The 18105-nt window shown below is 57.7% G+C and carries 16 protein-coding genes; 2 read left to right on the top strand and 14 right to left on the bottom strand.

The window, feature by feature from the left end; genetic code table 11:
- Positions 1 to 152 precede the first annotated feature (152 nt).
- Positions 153 to 1130, top strand: coding sequence for an AraC family transcriptional regulator (locus ACFPDR_RS17760; RefSeq protein ID WP_376911656.1), 978 nt, complete (start codon positions 153 to 155; stop codon positions 1128 to 1130).
- A gap of 22 nt (positions 1131 to 1152) precedes the next feature.
- Here the strand turns inward: ACFPDR_RS17760 and ACFPDR_RS17755 are convergent, their stop codons facing one another.
- The 5 genes from ACFPDR_RS17755 to ACFPDR_RS17735 are packed head-to-tail and all read right to left on the bottom strand — an operon-like array spanning position 1153 to position 6378.
- Positions 1153 to 2745, bottom strand: coding sequence for a phytoene desaturase family protein (locus ACFPDR_RS17755; RefSeq protein ID WP_376911654.1), 1593 nt, complete (start codon positions 2743 to 2745; stop codon positions 1153 to 1155).
- Position 2746: 1 nt separating this feature from the next.
- Complete coding sequence (locus tag ACFPDR_RS17750) at positions 2747 to 3358, bottom strand: flavin reductase family protein (RefSeq protein WP_009461223.1); 612 nt, start codon at positions 3356 to 3358, stop codon at positions 2747 to 2749.
- Positions 3359 to 3383: 25 nt separating this feature from the next.
- Entirely contained in the window at positions 3384 to 4628 is a 1245-nt protein-coding gene (locus tag ACFPDR_RS17745) for a styrene monooxygenase/indole monooxygenase family protein (RefSeq protein WP_376911652.1), read from the bottom strand.
- Between the two features lie 57 nt (positions 4629 to 4685).
- Positions 4686 to 5468: an SDR family oxidoreductase gene (locus ACFPDR_RS17740; RefSeq protein WP_035269344.1), complete on the bottom strand. Its 783-nt coding sequence runs from the start codon at positions 5466 to 5468 to the stop codon at positions 4686 to 4688.
- A gap of 22 nt (positions 5469 to 5490) precedes the next feature.
- A complete protein-coding gene (locus ACFPDR_RS17735; RefSeq protein WP_035269964.1) occupies positions 5491 to 6378 on the bottom strand; it encodes a SphA family protein in 888 nt (295 codons plus the stop codon).
- Positions 6379 to 6708: 330 nt separating this feature from the next.
- Here ACFPDR_RS17735 and ACFPDR_RS17730 point away from each other — a divergent pair, with 330 nt between their 5' ends.
- Positions 6709 to 8097: a DUF6056 family protein gene (locus ACFPDR_RS17730; protein ID WP_137431094.1), complete on the top strand. Its 1389-nt coding sequence runs from the start codon at positions 6709 to 6711 to the stop codon at positions 8095 to 8097.
- A 416-nt stretch (positions 8098 to 8513) separates the two neighbouring features.
- Here ACFPDR_RS17730 and ACFPDR_RS17725 read toward each other — a convergent pair whose 3' ends face one another.
- The 9 genes from ACFPDR_RS17725 to ACFPDR_RS17685 form a co-directional block, all read right to left on the bottom strand.
- Positions 8514 to 9551 carry a TRAP transporter substrate-binding protein gene (locus ACFPDR_RS17725; RefSeq protein WP_063689941.1) on the bottom strand — a complete coding sequence of 346 codons (1038 nt, stop codon included), beginning with the start codon at positions 9549 to 9551 and terminating at the stop codon, positions 8514 to 8516.
- A gap of 141 nt (positions 9552 to 9692) precedes the next feature.
- Entirely contained in the window at positions 9693 to 10982 is a 1290-nt protein-coding gene (locus ACFPDR_RS17720) for a TRAP transporter large permease (RefSeq protein WP_021447142.1), read from the bottom strand.
- Between the two features lie 15 nt (positions 10983 to 10997).
- Positions 10998 to 11501, bottom strand: a complete 504-nt coding sequence (locus tag ACFPDR_RS17715; protein WP_009464436.1) for a TRAP transporter small permease — start codon at positions 11499 to 11501, stop codon at positions 10998 to 11000.
- A 771-nt stretch (positions 11502 to 12272) separates the two neighbouring features.
- A complete protein-coding gene (locus tag ACFPDR_RS17710; protein WP_009463811.1) occupies positions 12273 to 13004 on the bottom strand; it encodes an SDR family NAD(P)-dependent oxidoreductase in 732 nt (243 codons plus the stop codon).
- 21 nt (positions 13005 to 13025) lie between these two features.
- Positions 13026 to 13427, bottom strand: coding sequence for a Zn-ribbon domain-containing OB-fold protein (locus ACFPDR_RS17705; protein ID WP_083055164.1), 402 nt, complete (start codon positions 13425 to 13427; stop codon positions 13026 to 13028).
- A complete protein-coding gene (locus tag ACFPDR_RS17700; protein ID WP_083055163.1) occupies positions 13424 to 14608 on the bottom strand; it encodes a thiolase family protein in 1185 nt (394 codons plus the stop codon). The genes ACFPDR_RS17705 and ACFPDR_RS17700 overlap by 4 nt, the downstream gene beginning before the upstream one ends.
- A gap of 4 nt (positions 14609 to 14612) precedes the next feature.
- The gene (locus tag ACFPDR_RS17695; RefSeq protein ID WP_088451599.1) at positions 14613 to 16244 is read right to left on the bottom strand and encodes an AMP-binding protein; all 1632 of its coding nucleotides are present in this window, start codon (positions 16242 to 16244) and stop codon (positions 14613 to 14615) included.
- Between the two features lie 19 nt (positions 16245 to 16263).
- Positions 16264 to 16746 (bottom strand): aromatic-ring-hydroxylating dioxygenase subunit beta, encoded by a 483-nt coding sequence (locus ACFPDR_RS17690; RefSeq protein WP_009463815.1) that lies wholly within the window; start codon positions 16744 to 16746, stop codon positions 16264 to 16266.
- Positions 16747 to 16748: 2 nt separating this feature from the next.
- A complete protein-coding gene (locus tag ACFPDR_RS17685) occupies positions 16749 to 18083 on the bottom strand; it encodes an aromatic ring-hydroxylating dioxygenase subunit alpha (RefSeq protein ID WP_009463816.1) in 1335 nt (444 codons plus the stop codon).
- Positions 18084 to 18105 lie beyond the last annotated feature (22 nt).

The following is an 18105-nucleotide window of genomic DNA, read 5'->3' as shown; positions in this document are numbered from 1 at the left end:
TGTTAATAAACACAACAAACTAAACGGGACTGCGGGAAATCCCGGTGGCCCACTGATATACTTTACAACTAAAATAAAGCCGCTGCAAACCGTTGAAACTCAAGGTTTTACGTATCCTTCCTGCCTTTCAGAACCATCTAGGCACATGAAACATGGAAAATAAGCCCGATCACTGGGCACGTGTAGCTTCTGCTGACCTGGAACACGTGCGCAAATCTGTCAGCGATATGTTCAAGTCGCACCAGCTCAAGCAGCTACGTGCCGATCAGATCCTGCAAACCCGGCTGCGTCACGCCCAGTTTGGTCAGGTCGCCTTGAGCCGCCTGGGCTATGGCGCCGACGTACACATACAACCTGATCACCTGGCCGGTTTCTACCTGGTCCAGATGCCCCAATACGGCACCGCCAAAATTCGCTGCGGTGGCCAAACTGTGGACTCCAGTCCCTACGCCGCCACGATCCTGAATCCCAACGAGGATGTGGACATGGTCTGGCACGCCAATAATGAGCAATTAATGCTCAAGATAGACCGCAATCTGGTGGAACAGGCCGCCCGTGGCATGGGCCTGGACGTAGGCCCGCAAGGTTTGCTGTTTCCGGTACGCCTGGAAGCGCACACCCAGCCTTCCTGGCAAATCATGCTGCGCTACGTGCTGGACTGTGCACGCAACTACGAAGACATTCGCCGCTCGCCGCTGATTATCAACCAGCTGGAGCAATTGGCGGTGACAACCTTGCTGGATCTGCACCCGCCGGCTCAGATTCAGGCCCTGAACCCCACTCGCATCCTGCCGCGCCATTTGAAGAAAGTAGCCAGCCATTTGCATGAGCAGGCTCATTTGCCGGTCACGGTAGACGAGCTCAGTACCATTGCGGGCGTGAGCTCCCGCACCTTGCAGCAAGCCTTCCGAGACCACTACGGCGTCAGCCCCATGCAGTACCTGCGTCAGGTTCGTCTGGACCGTCTGCGCCACGAACTGATCCATTCCAACGAACCTCACCTGACGCTGGCCGACCTGGCCATGCGCTGGGGCTTTGCACACCAGGGCCGTTTCAGCGCCGAATACCGCAGCCGCTTTGGCGAAACGCCTAGCGAGACCCTGCAACGAGTGCGCGGCGGCCAGCACTAAGCTGACCGCCTCACCCGTCCTCTCACCCCTTCAAGATACGCTGGGCTGCCAGATAGCCGGATTGACCACCCAAGCCAGGGCCTGGATGCACCGACGCACCAATTTGATGCAGATTACGCCAGGGCGTGGTGCCACTGCGCGCGTTCTTGTGTCCTGCAAAAGGACGCATGAAAAAGAACTGATCCGGTGAGCACACCCCGCTATACGGATCGCCCCCCACCAGATTCATGTTCAAGGCTTCCAGATCCGCCGGGCTGACACTACGACGCCCGATAATCTTGGCAGCCAGGCCAGGCATGACGGTTTCCAGACGGGCCTGAACGCGATCGGCCATCGCCTCGCGCACGGCTTCGTTCCAGCGTCCATCCGCTGGCACAGGAATCTCGCCCGCTTCATCGCCTTTGATGTGACGCGGCAGCTCCTGCATTTGTACCCATAGAATCCAGTGACCTTCCGGTGCACGAGTCACATCCACCGCTACCGGCTGGCCCACGGCCAAGGTCGGTTTGGCAGGCAGGTAGCCATTGCTGGCCGTGACCACCGAGGAACACACCTGCTCCATGCTTTCCGTCACATGCACCATAGGGACATGGCGCAGTTCCGGGTCAAGCCAGTCGGGCGGGGAATTCAAGGCAAAGTGTATCTGCATGCCGCCCCGGCCATAGTGATAATCCTGGGCGGACTTCAACAGCTCGGGTTCTACTTCCAGCAACAAGTCGCCGTACAGCTGACCGGGCGTCACATTGCAGACCACCGCACGGCGGGCCAGATAGCGCTGCATACCCACACACACGCCGGTGGCTTTATTGCCTTCCACCAGCACGCGATCCACATGGGAATTGGTCAGTACCGCCCCACCTGCTTCTTCAATAATGCGGGTAAAGGCTTTCACAATCTGATAACTGCCGCCTTTGACGACAGGCATACCGCCACTGACCACAGCACTGAACGTCAGCTTGCCGATCAGGGCCGAGCTGGCTTCATCCGGGCCCAGGCCGCTATGCAATACCCAGGGCGCAATCATGGCGCGGGCCAGATCGCTGCGCAGTTCGCGCATGGCCCAGCGCCGAAAGCTTTCCAGCGCTTGCGAGCCAAAGGACATCAAGCCATCCAGCCCCCGCTCGCGCCAGGCACCAAAGGCCAGTTTGGCCATGGGCCAACGGTAAGGCTCACCGCCCAGCAAGCCAAATACCAAACCGGCATCCGGGCCAAACATGCGAGCCGCCATGGCACCCAAGGCATCGCCTTCACCCGGCATCAAGTCATTGAAGCGACGTACGGTGTCGTCCATATCCTGACGCAAGGCCAGCGACGGGCCACCAGGAATGGCCAGACCCGTGCTGTACTCGCCTTTGACAAACTCCAGACCGGCTTTGGCCAAGGGTTCAGCCAAAGTGGCATAGGATGCACCGCCCATGAACAAGGGATACCAACTGGACAGCACATCATGGGTAAAACCGGGGAACAGCTCTTGCGTACGGATGCAGCCCCCGGCCACCGCATTGCGCTCCAGCACTGTCACCGACAAGCCGCGTTGGGCCAACAAGGCGGCACAGGTCAGGGAGTTCATCCCGCTGCCGACAATGACTACATCAGCGCTGTGCGCATCACTCATTTCAACGGTCTCCGCTAGGCGTGGTCAGGTTGGCGAAACGGCCACGGTGAAACACCGCAGGTTCGTGTTCGGTCAGCGTGGTGTGACGCACCACACGGCCAATAAACAAGGTGTGGTCACCACCTTCATGCTGACGGTAGTTCTCGCAAACAAAGGTCGCCACACAGTCGTCCAGCAAAGGCACGCCTTCTTCACCATCCACATGCGAGACCAGGGCAAACTTGTCCTTGACCTGGGAGTTGGCAAACCCCAGGGCCACGGGCACTTGTTCCTGGCTGATCACGTTGATCGCAAAGTGGCTGCACTTCTCGAAAATTTCCAGGCTGGGCGAGTGATTCACCAGGCTCCACATCACCAGGGGCGGCTCCAGCGACAGGGACGTAAAGGAGTTGATGGTCAGACCCACCGCCCGGCCATCGGGACAACGAGTCGTGACAATGGCCACACCCGTTGGAAAATGGCCCAGTGCCTGGCGAAACGCACGGCTATCGACCACATTCAGATTGGACGGTGTGGGTTTGGCGTCAGCGGCTGCCAACGCTTGGGCAGACACGGCCTGCCGCTGGGCAGCGGTTTGGGACGAGGAGTCTTGCAGCGTTGCGGTGGGGGTCATGATACGTCTCCTTGAATACTATCTATCAGGCAGCCACAGATTGGCTGCGAGTCTTCTCGATCAATGCCTGAGCGGCACTCAGATCTTCCCAGGCCGGGAACAGAACCGGCGGGTGGTTAAAGCTGTTGGCCAGGAAATGAGCCAGAGCAGGCGATTGCTGAGCCGCGGTCAACAAGGCAAAAGAAGAGTCGGTTGGTGGCTTCAACATGGAGTTGGTCCAGCGCACCACCAGATTGGCGTAATCCCAGTAACGCTCGAACGTTTCCTGCATCCAGTTACGGTCAAACGCGCCTTCACCACGTTGCAAGATGCTGTCCAGATACACCTGGGCGGCTTTGGCGGCGTTGTTGGAACCTTGGCCGGTAATGGGGTCGTTCACGACAACGGCATCACCCAGACCCAGCACCATGCGGCCCGAAGGCAGCGTCAGCACAGGTTTGCGAACTGTGGGAGGGAAAGCACCGGACAGGTAACCTTGGGCGTCGGTCAGTTCCACATTACGGGCACGATCGCCTTCCCAAGGCAGGAATTCGCGCAGGAAAGAAACGCTTTGCTCCAAATGAGCTTCGGGCGTCTTGGCATCGCGGAAACGATCCAGTGGGCCACCGGGCACGCCTTCGAACACCATAATGTCGCAGGGACCGGACAGGGTCAGCGAGGGGAACACAAAGTATTCGCCCACACCGGGGATGAAGTTAAAAGACACGCGCGAGTATTCAGGCGTAGGCTCCAGACCATGTACATAGGTCAGGGCCAGGGCGCGCTGAGGCTTGTCGTACATGGAACGCTGATCGTCACGCTCGAACAACTTGACCACTTCGCCTTTACCGGCAGCCAGCATGGTCAGGTCGTACTCCTGGGTGATGCGCTCCAGTTCGGCCACGCCCACATCTTCCATGATCAGCTTGCCGCCACGCTGCTCGAACAGTTCCAGCCAGTAAGGCATTTTCACGCGCTGGTCAGTTGCCTGGGCTTCACGATCCAGACGGCCGCTCCAGTCCACGGCTTTGGTGTCAGGCTGTTCAGGGTTGGGCAGAGCAAAGCCAATGCCTTGTACAGGCGGGCATTCGTCGTCCCAAAAATTCAGACCCAGGCGACGCTCCACATCCAGCGCCTCGGCAAACATGCACTGGCTGGACATGACACGGCCACCACGAACATCGTCAGGGCTGCGGTTGGTGAAAACGGCTACGTCGTAGCCTTGGGCCAAGAGGCCGAATGCAACGGGCATGCCAGCTTGGCCAGCGCCCACAATAGCAACTTTACGCATGATTTTTTTCCTTCTGAGGGAGCTAAGGACGCCACCCCAGCGGCGTCCCGGTTTTTCTTATTCAGCCAATTTGGGAATGGCAGGGACACCTTGCTCGGGGCCCATGGCCGAGTAGCCACCATCGACGGCATAGTCGGCACCGGTGACAAAGCTGGCGGAGTCCGAGAGCAGGAAGGACACCACTTCGCCTACTTCCTGGGGATCGCCCACGCGGCCCAGCATGTGAAATGCCGAGGCCACGCGGTCGGTCTTGGCGCGATCACCGCCTGTCAGCTCGTCCATCACACGCGACCAGATCCAGCCGGGCGAGACCGAGTTGACGCGAATACCGTCAGGAGCGAAGTCCAGCGCCATGCTGCGTGTCAGTTGCAACAGGGCCGCTTTGGAGACCGGGTACAACCAGCGCCCGGTTTGAGCAATCGAGGAGGAGATCGACGTGAAGTTGACGATGGAACCACCACGCGGCAACAAGGGACGCACCGCCTTGGCCGCCTGCACGGCGCTAACCAGGTTGATGTCCAGTGCCTTGAGCCAGTCAGCACGGCTGGACGCCATGCCTTCATCCAGATAGGAACAGGCCAGATTGACCAGACCATCCACACGGCCAAAATGCGCCTGCACCTGCTCGATGGCGGCATTCAGGCTGTCATCGCTGGTAATGTCCACTTCCCAGAATTTGGCTTTGGCGGCATCGTTGCCTACGGCTTTCTGGCCACCTGCAGCATCAATATCGAACACGGCCACACGTGCGCCGTAGCCCATCAGCACCTCGACCACACCTGCGCCTACACGCGTTGCGCCGCCGGTAACGATGACTACCTTATCCTTCAGTCCTTTCATGTCGCTCTCCTGCCGCGGGCCCTTAGAACGGAACCGCTACTTTTACAAAAAATTGTTTTCCTTCGGGACGGCCACGCACGCCCAGATCCTGCTGGTACTTGGCCGTAATCAGCAGACCTTTGTCATTGGCGTAACGCAGGCTGGGACCAATGGCGAAGGCACGAGCCTTGCTGTCACCGGCCATGGGGCCACGGTCGCTTTCAATCTGTTGATAGGCGTAACCACCCACACCCAGCACCAGCCCATTGCCAAAACCCCAACCCACGGCGTAATCGGCGTGAATGGCTTTACCCGTACGCGTTTCGGTGTCGCTGTTGCGGAAGTTGAAGTCCACCATCATCTTCAAATCCAGGTTGATGCCGCTGGGCTGCATGTAGCTGAACGCAGCAGCGGGCTGAATGGCCCAGTAGTTGCGGCCCAGGTTGGCGCTGTCGGTCACTTTGTAGCGGCCAGTTGGGGCAACAAAGTCCACGCCCAGGATGTAGTGCATCTTCTCGCTGGGGTGAAAGCCCAAGGCCGGACCAAACACCACGTCACCCAGACCGCTACGGCGCTGGGACTGACCGGCGGCCTGTGCCTTGACGGTCAGCAAGGGAGCCAGGGCGTGGAACGCCAATTGGCCGCCAAACACCTGCTGGTCCGTCACCCAGACCAGACGCGGCGCAACCATTGCCACATCGACCTTGAAGTCAGGAATAGGCAACTTGTCGCCGTTCTTGTCACGCACCGAGTCGTAACGCATGGCACCGCCGTACATCAGCAAGTGCACTCCGGGTGGCGGCAGGGCACCACTCATGAAGTTTTCCAAACCATCGGGATAAATAGGCAGGCCGTTGCCCTCAATGGCACAGGCCGGGCCGGCGCCCAATACCCCTGCACCCAGAACCACTGCTGCTATTTTTTTATTGATGTCCCCCACGTCCGTTCTCCTTTTGTTTTTTAGGTATGACGATGGAGCCAATGGTAGAAGTGCTCTTTTTGTCGGTATATCCACTTTGCGCAGCGCCTAGCCAATAAGCGCAAGAAGCCGCAAAAGCAGGGAAAACCCCGATTTGGTTTAGATTTAAAGGATGACGATCAGTAAGGCCGTTAAACGCTGTGTTTCAACGGGTATCTGAGATAATTCCTCGCTTCCCGCCCAGTAAATAATCAATATCACCTGGGCCTGAACACCCAGGACGGCGAGCGATGTGTAATACCGTCGTCGTGGATCTGGCCACAAACACGCCACTTCATCTCGATGAGCCCAACTCTCTCTTTTGCTGAATCCCGATTCAGCCAGCCCCTGCTCGGCCACCGTTTTGGTGCCTGGGCCTTTATTACTTTTGCGGTGCTGGCCCTGATGGCTACGTGGGCCATTTATTGGCTCACCCCCATGATCTCGGACGACTTCAATTACGCCAACAAAGGCATTGCATGGACGTCGATCAAGCAACATTATCTGCAATGGAGCGGTCGTCTGGTCTCGGATACGCTCTCCAGCGCCATGCTCACGCTGGCTCCGGGATGGCTGAAAGCCACACTGAATACAGCGGCCCTGTTTGGCCTGATCACGGTGCTGACAGCACTGGGGGCCCAACTGGCCGGACGAGCCTTGCGCCCGTCTTTACTGCTGCTGGTGTTCACCTTGTATTGGCTGGTCAACCCCCATCTGGGGCAAACCACATTCTGGTTGGTAGGCGCCGCCAACTACCTGTGGCCCAATCTGTTCAACTTCGGTTTTGTGCTGGCCTTTATTTACTACTTGCAAAAGGGCAAGCCCTCTGTGATCACAGGCTTGGCGCTCTGCCTTCTGGGCCTGCTGGCCGGTTGTTCCAATGAAAACACCGGCATTATCAGCTGGTGTTTGCTGGCGTATCTGGGCCTAAGGCACTTTCAGCGCACAGGTTCGCTCGGTTCATGGCATCTGGTTTGGTTGCTCTGTATGGGGCTGGGAGTCGCCGTGCTGGTCCTGGCGCCAGGCAATCAAGTACGCGCAGAGGTCTTTGCTCATTGGTATGACCAGCCTTTGTTATGGCGCATTGGGGAGCATTTTGGTCGTCGTTTCCCGGACGCCCTATTGCGGTACTGGGGGGTGATCCTAGTGATGCTGGTTTGGCGTTTTGCCATAGGGCCTGCGTCTTCTGAATCTGTACGCCGGGCAATGTGGCTGCTCATTGGCGCATCGCTTCTGGCCAATGCCATTCTGGTTCTGGCACCTAATATCCCCAAGCGATCCTTGAATGGCGGCTTGATGTATCTGCTGGTGGCCTTGTCTATTTACGGACATGATTTATTGGCGCAAGGGCAACGCGCTATACCCATGCAGCGCAACCTGTTAGTAACCTTGGGGGCCTGCGGCACGCTATGGCTGGTGTCCAGCGGATTAATGTTGCGCAGCTATCACGGCACCTGGGAGCAGGATCAGGTACGACGCGCTATCTTGGCCGATGCCCACAAGCATCAGCGTCATCACGTAAAACTACCCAAGTATTTTTTCCTGCCCACGTTGCGTTCGCGGGATCGCTTCGATATGCACTTTGACCCCAAAGCCATGGCCCGATACTTCCGGAGCAAGGCGGTGATCAATGAATATGCCGTCAATCAGCACTATGACCTGGAGACGGGGGCACCACCGCCCACGCCTTAAAGCTTGAGGACTTGTGCATTTCCTCCGCTGCAAGCCGCTTCAGGCCCTGGGGGGTCTGGCAGGGCGAGTCAGACTACTTGCCGCAGGCAAGGGAGAGCGTAGGGATGCAAGCATCCTGCTGTTTGAGCCGGACGCTTGTACTTGGTCCGGGGGACCAAGTACCCGGCGAGTTCAGGATGCGCCCGTAGCTCTCTCTTGACCAGGGCACCGGTGCGCCGCACCGGCAAGTGGTCAGCCCTGCCAGACCCCCCAGGGCCTGAAGCGGCGTTTTACAGGGAGAAGCGTCCACAATGACTACAGCAGCAACCCGGCTGCCTATCCTTTGCCCTCACAACAGCCCCTCCCAAAAACATAAAAAAACCCCGCTCTCCCAAAGGAAAGCGGGGCCAAGACTGTAGTGTGTCTCTTGCTGCGTATTACTTGGCAGCGCTCAGCTCTTTGATCTGCTCGCGGAAGTAGGCCAGAGCGGCTTTACCGTCAATGCCCTTCTTGTCAGCCGCTTTGATCCAGTCTTCTTCAACAAAGGCCAGACGCTCTTTCATCTGGTCTGCTGCTTCACCCTGGATGCGCAGTGTTTTCAGGCCAGCTGCTGTGTGCTTCTCAATGGCTTGCTGTTCGGCAGCCTGCCATTTGGAACCGAAGTCGTTGGCAATCCATTCGCCGCTGATTTTCTCGATAGCAGCACGGTCGGCTTCCGACAGACTCTTCCACTTGCGCTCGTTCATGAACATGTACTGGCTGGATTTGCCAAAGCCACCTTCCACGGACACCGCGGTCTTGACCAGCTTGTCCAGTTTCCAGTTGTCCAATTGGTCGTACTGGAAGTACATACCATCGATCACACCACGCGACAGCATTTCGTAGCTGTCCGATGCAGGCGCGTTCACGGTCACGATACCCAGCGCTTTACCGATGGCATCAAACAAGGGGCTAGGCGAGCGCAGCTTCTTGCCTTTCAAATCGTCAATGCTTTGCACATTGTCCTGGCTGGTGAAGATCACGGTGGCAGGGCTGGTCCACATACCCAGCAGTTTCACGCCCCTGTGCTCGTTGGCACCCATCATGAATTTTTCGTAGGTGCGCCAGTAGGCAACCGAGTTCACTCCGCCATCATCCGTGGTGAAAGGCAGTTCAGCAAATTCGATCAGCGGGAAGCGGTTAGCCGTGTAGCTGTGTACCGACATGCCCATATCAGCAATACCGTTACGCACCAGATCCAGGTGAGCCTGCGGCTTGCCCAAGGCGTTGATGAACTCCACCTTCACGCGACCTTCCGTGGCTTTTTCCACTTCCTGGGCCCAGGGCTCGAACATATTGGTCACGATAAAGTGGCCTGGCGGCATCCACTGGGAAAAACGCAAGGTGGTAACTTCAGCCGCAACCGAAGGCATGGTCGGTGCCAGGGCTGCTGCAGCCAGGCCCAGGCTCAAGGCCAATTTTTTGAAAACACGCATCTCGACTCCTCGTAAATTATTTTGCTGCCGGGCCACTACAGCCCGGCGTCTTGGCCACTTGATGGGACGTTAAGCAGGTCCTGGACCTGCACACCCGGCGGCTTTACTGCTGCCCGGATCACAACTGCATCCGGGCCGGGTTTACATACTGTTCGGGACAACCAGAACAATCCAGGGGACAAACACCAGCAAGAGCAAACGCACGATATCCATCATTACAAAGGGAGTCACACCCCGAATAATGGTGCCCAAAGGAACATCGGGCATCACGTTCTTGATCATGAAAATGTTCAGACCCAACGGAGGGGTAATCAGGCTGATTTCAGCAGCCACCACCACGATGATGCCGAACCACACCAGATCAAAGCCCAGAGAGGCCACAATCGGGTAGAAGATAGGCACCGTCAGCATGACCATGGACATGGTTTCCAGGAAACAACCCAGAACCAGGTAAATCGCGCAGATGATCAGAATCACCACAATGGGCGAGACATCAATACCCTGGATGAAACCCAGCAACTGATTAGGCAAACCAGCCACGGTCAGGAAGTTGGTAAAGACCAGCGCACCAATCACCAAAGCAAACATGATGGCCGTGGTTTGAGCGGCTTCAATCAGCACCGTCAGGTACATGCGAGGCTGCCAGCCACGACGCTTCAGGGTCAGCAAGAAGGTCGCTGCAGCGCCAATACCCGCCGCTTCTGTCGGGGTGAAGACACCCCCGTAAATACCGCCCATGATGACGATGAACAGCACGGTAATGGCCATCACGCCTTTGGTCGCCTCAAAGCGCTCGCGCCAGCTGGCCTTCTCGCCAGGACGGCCCAGATTCGGGTTGATCGCGGTAATGATCATCACCGTGATCAGGTACATCAGCATGGCGATCATGCCGGGCAAAAAGCCTGCCGCAAACAGCTTGCCAATGTCGGTTTCGGTCAGAATCCCATAGACCACCATCATCACGCTGGGTGGAATCAGAATGCCCAGCGTGCCGCCTGCCGCAATACTGCCGGTAGCCAGACGATCGTCATAGTTGTACTTGCGCATATTGGGCATGGCCACACGACCCATGGCCGCTGTGGTGGCCATACTGGAGCCACAGAGTGCACTAAAGGCACCACAGGCAACAATCGTGGCCATCGCCAGACCACCACGCAGGTGACCAATAAAGGCGTGGGCAGCTTTGTACAGGTCCTTGGACAAACCCGAGGCATTGACCAGATTACCCATCAAGATGAACAGCGGCAGCACGGTAAAGCTGTAGCTCATGGCCGTGTCGTAGCTGGTCTGTGCCGCCATGGTCAAGGCCGCTTCCATGCCGGTAAAGAAGGCAAAACCCAGCGTACCAACCAGCAACATGCCCCAGGCAATGGGCAAACCCAGAAATAAGCTACCCAGCAGGACAGCCAGTCCGATAATAGAAATCAACATGAAAAAACTCCGTCTTTATCGGCTTGGAGAGCTAAAAATCTTGAACAGGGAAGCCACAGTGGCAATGCCTGTCATGGTGGCGATGATGTAGGCAAAAGGGGCAATCGGCACTTGCAAGGCATTGCTCATATCGCCGTAGTCGGCCAGCTCGTTGGCGTGACTCCACAGGTAGACAGTCAACACGGCCAGCATGACGGTAGAGACCACATTGATCACGAATTGCTGGATACGACGCGCCACTGGGCCGAGCCAGGCGTCAATCAGACTGACGGTCAGGTGTTGCTGGTGCCAGGTGACACGCGGCAAGGCCGCAAAAATCAGCACGCCCAGCAAGAGTTCGCTGGCTTCATAAGCGCCCAGCAAAGGGGCGTGAAATACATACCGGCCTATCACGTCCACAGTAGTGATCCCTGTCATCAGGATCAAGATGACCACACAGGCAGCATCCAGAATTGTCTCTACAACTCGTACTACTCCACGTGAACGCACCAGCTCCATTCCTGGCAGATCGTCGTTCATTACAGCTCCACTCTTTTTGGCCAGCGAAGGCCCGTTTTTTGGGTCATCATGCACCCCGAAAAATCGACGCGCATTGTTATATTTCTGTTCTAAATAGTTTATAGATGAACAAATCCAGGTAAATAGAAAGAAACCCTTAATTCCATCCAAAATCATGGAATCGTGGTTTCTATCTCACATAGCAAGAAATACGGTCACAAACTGCCTCGCTTGTCCTGTGCAAGAGCTGATAAAAATTGCTGGAACAGGCGCGAGTACTGGCTTGGCGCAATGTCGAGCAGGCGAACATTGGCTCTAAGAAGCGCAATAAAAGAATCAGCCCACTAGCAATCAGGCAGCATCCGGACCGGTAGCCAAACCCTGAGGCCCAGGTGTTTCATGTGACAAAAAGAGAGCCGAAAATGAACAGGCCTCTCATGTGTTGGACATACTTCCATGCGATGCGAGCAAGCCTGAAACTGCAACTTTTGACACCAAAAACCGGGGATAAAAAGCCAAAATCGGCCTCTGCGACAAAGAAAAAAACTTAGGCAGCAAAAAATCCCGGCACCGCTGACCAGCCGCCACCAATCAAGACGGTCCCTTCAGCCGTTTGTTTAAACGACACTCGCCGCCAGACATGCTGGAACAGATAGTCCATCAAGGGGTCTGTGCCATCCAAAAGCAAAAACCCCCTTGGAAAACCAAGGGGGTTTTATATGCCGTCAAGCAAATGGACTCGCTCCTGAACGCACTCAAAGCGCGATCACGGGCAGTCCCCTTGCCCATCAATCAGATCGTCAGCGTACCCACGCTGGCACCGCCGCAGACATACAGGGTCTGGCCGGTGATAAAGCTGTTTTCAGGGTCCGAGAAGAACATGGTTGCGCGGCTGATGTCATCCGCACGGCCCAGACGCTTCACAGGGATCGCGGCAGCCAGCTTGGCTTCACGCTCGCTGCCCGCCTCAACCACGTCGTAGAACATATTGGTAGTAATGGGGCCGGGGGCAATCACGTTGACGGTAATGCCTTGGTCCGCCAGTTCCAGCGCCCAGGTACGGGCCATACCCAACATGCCAGCCTTGGTAGCGGCATAGGCAGTACGGGTTTGCAGACCCAGCGCACCACGCGAGGACATCAGCACAATGCGGCCAAAGTGGCGCTCGCGCATGCCAGGAACCACTGCCTGAGTAATCTGCAAGGCCGCGCCCAAGTGAATCTGGGTCAGACCCTGCAAGTCTTCCAGCTTGACCTCGTCCAGCAAGGCCGGCCAGATCACGCCTGCGTTGTGGATGAAGTGGGTCACTTCAAAGCGCTCGGCAATATCCTTGGCGGCTTTTTCGGTTGCTGCTGCATCCAGCAAATCCACCTGCACGCAGTGCAGACGCTCGTGCGTCCAGGGCAGGACATTGCGCGCCATGCTGATCACGGTGTAACCCTGATCCAGCATCTTGCGGCAAATGTCTTCACCAATACCGGTGCTGCCGCCCGTCACAATGGCGGTGTATTGAGCTTGTGTCATCTTGATTGTCTCCAGGCAAATTCAGGGCGCAGGGCGCGCCACCAGCACGGCTACGCCGCCAGCATCCAGCTCCAGACTCAGGCGCACTTTCTCGTTCGCCTGCCCGCCTTCAGGTAAGTGAGCGATGGCAAAAGGGCCGCAATCCAGGGCAACTGTGCCGATACGCCAGGGCAGTCGTGCCTGAAAGTAGGGTTCATTACTGTGATGCAAGGTGGTCGTGGCCTGCAGAACACCCGTGTCGGCAACGGCCTGCCAGTTCAGCGTCGTGTGCAAGCAATGGCCGCACACATCGCGGGCGGGATATTGCACCGTGCCGCAGGAAGGGCACACTTGCAGGGCAAATTCGCCCCGCTGGGCGGCTTCGGTCAGGCCGGCTGCCGTGGCGCTGCGTGCACCCGGTGGCAAGATTTGGGTGTCGCTCATGACTGCCCCCGTTCCAGCAAGGCCGCAGCAGTACAAATGCCGCGGTCGTAATTAATCATGCCAAAGCCGGACACCAGGCCGATGCGGGCATTGGCCACTTGCGTGTCGCCTGCGGTATCCGTCAATTGGCGCAAGGCCTGAACCAGTCCCAGGTAGCCGCCTGCTGCACCGGCTTGGCCTACCGATAGCTGTCCGCCGCTGGTATTGAAGGGAAAGCTGCCGTCCACCGTAAAAGTGTTCTTGCGGATGAACTCCGGGCCTTCGCCCTTGGCGCAGAATCCCAGGTCTTCAAACTGCAGGACGTTGATGACGGGGTAGTCATCGTAGGTTTCCATGAAATCCACGTCTGCCGGGGTGAGGCCCGCATGTTCGTAGAACGCATCCTTGTCCATGGCCCAGCCACCGCGATGCTGCACAGGGTCTTCAGGGAAAGCGTTGTGACGCTCGATGGTAGAACGGATACGCACATAAGGCAGGCCCAGTGCTTCGGCCTGTTCACGACGCATGACCAGATAGCCTTCGGCTCCAGCACACGGCATCACGCAGTCAAACAAGTGGATGGGGTCGGCAATGACGCGCGCCTCCATGTACTGTTCCAGCGTCAGCGGTTTTTTCATCAGGGCATGCGGGTTGCGCAGCGCATTATCGCGCTGGGCGACGCACAGCTTGCCGAAATCTTCACGCGTAGCACCGTAGTGACGCATGTAGTAGTCCGTCAGCAGCGCAAAGCTGGCGTTGGGGCCACCGGCACCATATGGGTAGACGGCATCCTGCGAGAAACGCGAGAAGCCCGACACCGTGTTCTTGAAGGACTCACGGTGGTTGGTATCGCCCGCAATACACGCCACGATGGACGCATCGCCACACTGCACGGCACGGGCCGCACGACGCATGGCCACCACACCGCTGGCCCCACCCATGGGGATATGGTCCAGCCAGCGTGGGCTCATCTGAAAATGCTGCATCACGCCTACGGCAGTGTCCGAACCCAGCGTGAAGCTGGATACACACACACCATCGACGTCGGCTTTTTTCAGGCCGGACTGGGCCAGCAACTGGCCCAATGCCGCACCCAGCCACCAATGCGCGGTCTGCTCGGAATGGCGCTCGTAGGGGATGGTCACCGGAGCGACCAGCACCACATCGTCATAGCCCTGGCGGGCTGCTTGCGGCAAGGCCATGGGCTTAGGCCTCCTGACGTTTTTTCAGGTGATTCGTGTTCACGCAGGCCGGGTTTTCCAGCGCAGCCAGAGCAACCGTTTTCAGTTCACCGCGCTGGATCTTGTTGGTCGAAGTCAGCGGCAGGGCATCCACAAACAGAACGTAGCCGGGCACCTTGAAGTAGGCCAGCTGGGTCAGGCCCCACTGCACCATTTCCTGGGCAGCCTGTTCGCGCTGTTCCTGGGTTTCAATTGGGTTGTGCGGCACCACCAGCGCCATCACTTCGTCGCCACGGATGGCGTCGGGCACGGCGGCCACGGCAATGGAGCGCACCAGCGGGTGCTGCTGCATGATGTTTTCCACTTCCACGGCAGCAATGTTCTCGCCACTGCGACGGATCACGTTCTTTTTGCGGTCCACAAAGTGCAGATAGCCTTGTTCGTCACGGCACACAATGTCGCCCGTGTGGAACCAGCCGCCTTCCCAGGCTTCGTCGGTTGCAGCCGGGTCTTTCCAGTAGCCGGAGAAAAAGCCGTAGCGTGGGTTGTCACCGGCCGAGCGCACCAGCAGTTCGCCGTTTTCACCGGCTTGAGCGGGTTCGCCATCGTCCTTGCGCAACAGCACTTCCACCACAGGCATTTCCTTGCCAAAGCAGGAGGTGCCGATAAAGCGGGGCTCGTGATTGGCGATGATGCTGGCACCCGCGCCGGTTTCCGTCATGGCCCAGGCTTCCAGCAGGGGGAAACCAAAGCGTTCTTCAAAGATAGGATGCAGACCACGGTCCACGCCGGCGCCAAAACCAAAGCGCACGCTGTGTTGACGGTCTTTTTCGCTGGCCTCGGCCTTCATCAGGATGGCAGGCATCACACCCAGGTAATGCACCACGGTTGCGCCGGATTCGCGCACCGAATCCCACCAGCTACGTGGGTGGAAACGGTCCAGGGAGATCAGGCAGCCGCCGGTCTTGATCATGGCCATGGTCGAGCAGGCCATCGCATTCATGTGGAACAGGGGCAGCGGAGTCAGCATGCGCTCTTTGCCATGCTCCAGCGAAGCCAGACCACCAATGTCGCGATACCACTCGCCAGCATAATGGAAGTACTGGTTAGCCAGCATGCAGCCCTTGGGGCGGCCTGTGGTACCGGAGGTGTACAGCAAGGCACATTCGCTGTTTTCATCAGGAATGTCACAGGAACGGGAGGCGGCGCGCTCCACCATAGGAGGCACATCGCCATCGGCCATGATGGCAAAAGGCTGACCAGCACGCTGAGCCGCTTCCACCAGATCCTGGTGACGGCTGGGCAGGGCGATGGCCATGATCATTTCCGAATGGCCGATCAGGTATTCCAGCTCGGCAGCGCGCAAATCAGGATTGATTGGCACAATCGACACGCCCAGGCTGTTCAGTGCGAACCAGTGCAGGAAGAACACGGGGCGGTTCTCCAGCAGGATGCCGACGCGGTGGCCGTGGCCGTAGCCAGCAGCGGCGTAGCCGGCGCGCAAGGCGTCGATACGCTCCAGAGCCTGACCGTAAGTCAGCTCGCCCGCTTCAATACCGTAGATCTCGGCGGTCTCAGGCAGGGTACATACAAAGGGCTTGTCGCCCCATTTCTGGGCGGTGTCTCGAAAAGCCTGGTAGACCGTGGTGTTGGCCATCAAAAATTCTCCTGTCCTATCACATAAACAACTGGATATTGCCGAAAGGCGCGTCGCAATTGAGCAGATCCACCCGTTTCAGACGGATCTTCAAAGCGTCGTCCTGGCGCACCAGGGTGTAGGTATTCCAACCCACATAGATATCTTGGTTGTCGCCACGCGTTTCCGTGTAATGGAAGGCGCAACGCACGGTGTATTCGCCTTTTTCCTCGTCCATGCTTTCCACAGTGGGTTGCTGGAGCAGGTGATGGCTGCGGCTCTTGGGCTGCTGGGAAAAGGTACGGCGGCCTGCCAGACGTTCCACACGGATACGCAGCAAGAGCTTGTCCTCGTGCATCAGGGACGCATGCAAGCGGGCGTCCTGCTGATCGTGCACCAGCGGCATCCAGTAGTAGCCATCCTCGGTGAACAGGTCGAGCCATTGCTCGTAGCGCTGTTCATCCAGCAGGCGGGCTTCCGCATACACAAAATCGATAAGGGCCTGACGGCTGATTTCGCTCATGGTTATTCCTCTTCTTTCTTGGCCTGCTGCTCGGGCAGCATGAACTTCAACCAGGCGCGGAACTGGGCGCGCATCTGCATTTCGCTGGTGCCGTTGATCACCACGTTCTTTTGCTGGTCTTCATCTTTTTCCACCAGACGGGCCAGGTTCATCCAGTCGCGACCACGCGACTGCAAACCGTGCTGGGCACGCTCGTACATTTCCAGGTCATCGTGACCGACCATGGAGGTCGGTGCGTTGATCAGGCGGTTGTACATCAGGGTGCGTTCCAGGAAGGTGTCGGGTGCACCCACCAGGCGGAAGGTCCAGGATTCCACCAGGGTTTTGTCAGCGGCCAGCGGCTTGAACAAACGCAAGGTCTGGATCGGGCCCTTGACCATGATGTTGGGGAAGTAGCAAGTGTTGTGACGCGTATCGCCCAAAATGGCTTTGGCGCGCTCCTCACCGTAGGCTTCGACCATCTGGTCCCAGTAACCCGGAATTTCGGAGTAATCAGCGTGAATGGAATTGCTCACGCCGGTATGGCCGTGACCGTTTTCCCACACGCGAATGCCCATGCCTTCGTAGAACTCGTAAGGCGACATGAAGGGGGCAAACAATTCAACAGCCATGGGCTTGGGCGTACCCGGAGGGGCCGCTTCCCAGGCTTTCACAGCAGTACCCGCCGAGGACTCGTGCGCCACCATGGGGTGACAGGTATCGGTCTGGTTATCAACCAGCATTTTCCAGTTGCACTGGTGCATGTAACGCATCACGCCACCGGCCACTTCCAGACGGCCTTCGGGGGAGCGATCCACCATATTGTCGATGGTGCTCAGAGACTCGCCAAAGAATTCCTCAAAGCCAATGCCTTCATCGGCCAGGCGACAGAACACGAAATCGCGGTACACCTTGACGTTCTGTACCGCAGCCATGCCCTTGCTGCCTTCGGTGCATTCAAAGCCGGTGTTCTCGTAGCCTTTTTTCAACGGAATGGACAACAGGGAGCCGTCCGTCTTGAACGTCCAGGCGTGGTAGGGGCAACGGAAGAATTTGCCCGTGTTGCCACAGGTCTCGCCCGCCACTTGCACACCTTTGTGTGGGCAACGGTTGTAGAGCACACGGATGCTGTCGTCGGTATGGCGCACCATGATGACGGACTCCGTACCGACCGTCGTGGTGTAGAAGTCGCCTTTATTGGGCACCTGGCTGGCATGGCCAACGTAGACCCAGGTATTGACGAACAACTGCTCCATCTCCAGTTCAAACAGCTCCTGGTTGATGTACAAATCCTTGTGGACCTCGGCCTCGCGTACCAATTCGCGGATGGCCTGGGGATTATCACGATACTTTTCCATCATGTTCTCCGTCGCCCTTGGG

It is taken from the genome of Alcaligenes sp. GCM10023179 (genome assembly GCF_042653705.1).
Lineage (GTDB): Bacteria > Pseudomonadota > Gammaproteobacteria > Burkholderiales > Burkholderiaceae_B > Alcaligenes > Alcaligenes phenolicus.
This window is presented reverse-complemented; position numbering and strand designations above follow the sequence as displayed.

What these genes read in the sequence shown, in the direction of transcription:
- ACFPDR_RS17700 (WP_083055163.1), bottom strand. Translation starts at nt 14,608, where the DNA reads ATGGCCTTGCCGCAAGCAGCCCGCCAGGGCTATGACGATGTGGTGCTG.
- ACFPDR_RS17730 (WP_137431094.1), top strand. Translation starts at nt 6,709, where the DNA reads ATGAGCCCAACTCTCTCTTTTGCTGAATCCCGATTCAGCCAGCCCCTG.
- ACFPDR_RS17745 (WP_376911652.1), bottom strand. Translation starts at nt 4,628, where the DNA reads ATGCGTAAAGTTGCTATTGTGGGCGCTGGCCAAGCTGGCATGCCCGTT.
- ACFPDR_RS17740 (WP_035269344.1), bottom strand. Translation starts at nt 5,468, where the DNA reads ATGAAAGGACTGAAGGATAAGGTAGTCATCGTTACCGGCGGCGCAACG.
- ACFPDR_RS17725 (WP_063689941.1), bottom strand. Translation starts at nt 9,551, where the DNA reads ATGCGTGTTTTCAAAAAATTGGCCTTGAGCCTGGGCCTGGCTGCAGCA.
- ACFPDR_RS17760 (WP_376911656.1), top strand. Translation starts at nt 153, where the DNA reads ATGGAAAATAAGCCCGATCACTGGGCACGTGTAGCTTCTGCTGACCTG.
- ACFPDR_RS17720 (WP_021447142.1), bottom strand. Translation starts at nt 10,982, where the DNA reads ATGTTGATTTCTATTATCGGACTGGCTGTCCTGCTGGGTAGCTTATTT.
- ACFPDR_RS17710 (WP_009463811.1), bottom strand. Translation starts at nt 13,004, where the DNA reads ATGACACAAGCTCAATACACCGCCATTGTGACGGGCGGCAGCACCGGT.
- ACFPDR_RS17750 (WP_009461223.1), bottom strand. Translation starts at nt 3,358, where the DNA reads ATGACCCCCACCGCAACGCTGCAAGACTCCTCGTCCCAAACCGCTGCC.
- ACFPDR_RS17690 (WP_009463815.1), bottom strand. Translation starts at nt 16,746, where the DNA reads ATGAGCGAAATCAGCCGTCAGGCCCTTATCGATTTTGTGTATGCGGAA.
- ACFPDR_RS17715 (WP_009464436.1), bottom strand. Translation starts at nt 11,501, where the DNA reads ATGAACGACGATCTGCCAGGAATGGAGCTGGTGCGTTCACGTGGAGTA.
- ACFPDR_RS17695 (WP_088451599.1), bottom strand. Translation starts at nt 16,244, where the DNA reads ATGGCCAACACCACGGTCTACCAGGCTTTTCGAGACACCGCCCAGAAA.
- ACFPDR_RS17755 (WP_376911654.1), bottom strand. Translation starts at nt 2,745, where the DNA reads ATGAGTGATGCGCACAGCGCTGATGTAGTCATTGTCGGCAGCGGGATG.
- ACFPDR_RS17685 (WP_009463816.1), bottom strand. Translation starts at nt 18,083, where the DNA reads ATGGAAAAGTATCGTGATAATCCCCAGGCCATCCGCGAATTGGTACGC.
- ACFPDR_RS17705 (WP_083055164.1), bottom strand. Translation starts at nt 13,427, where the DNA reads ATGAGCGACACCCAAATCTTGCCACCGGGTGCACGCAGCGCCACGGCA.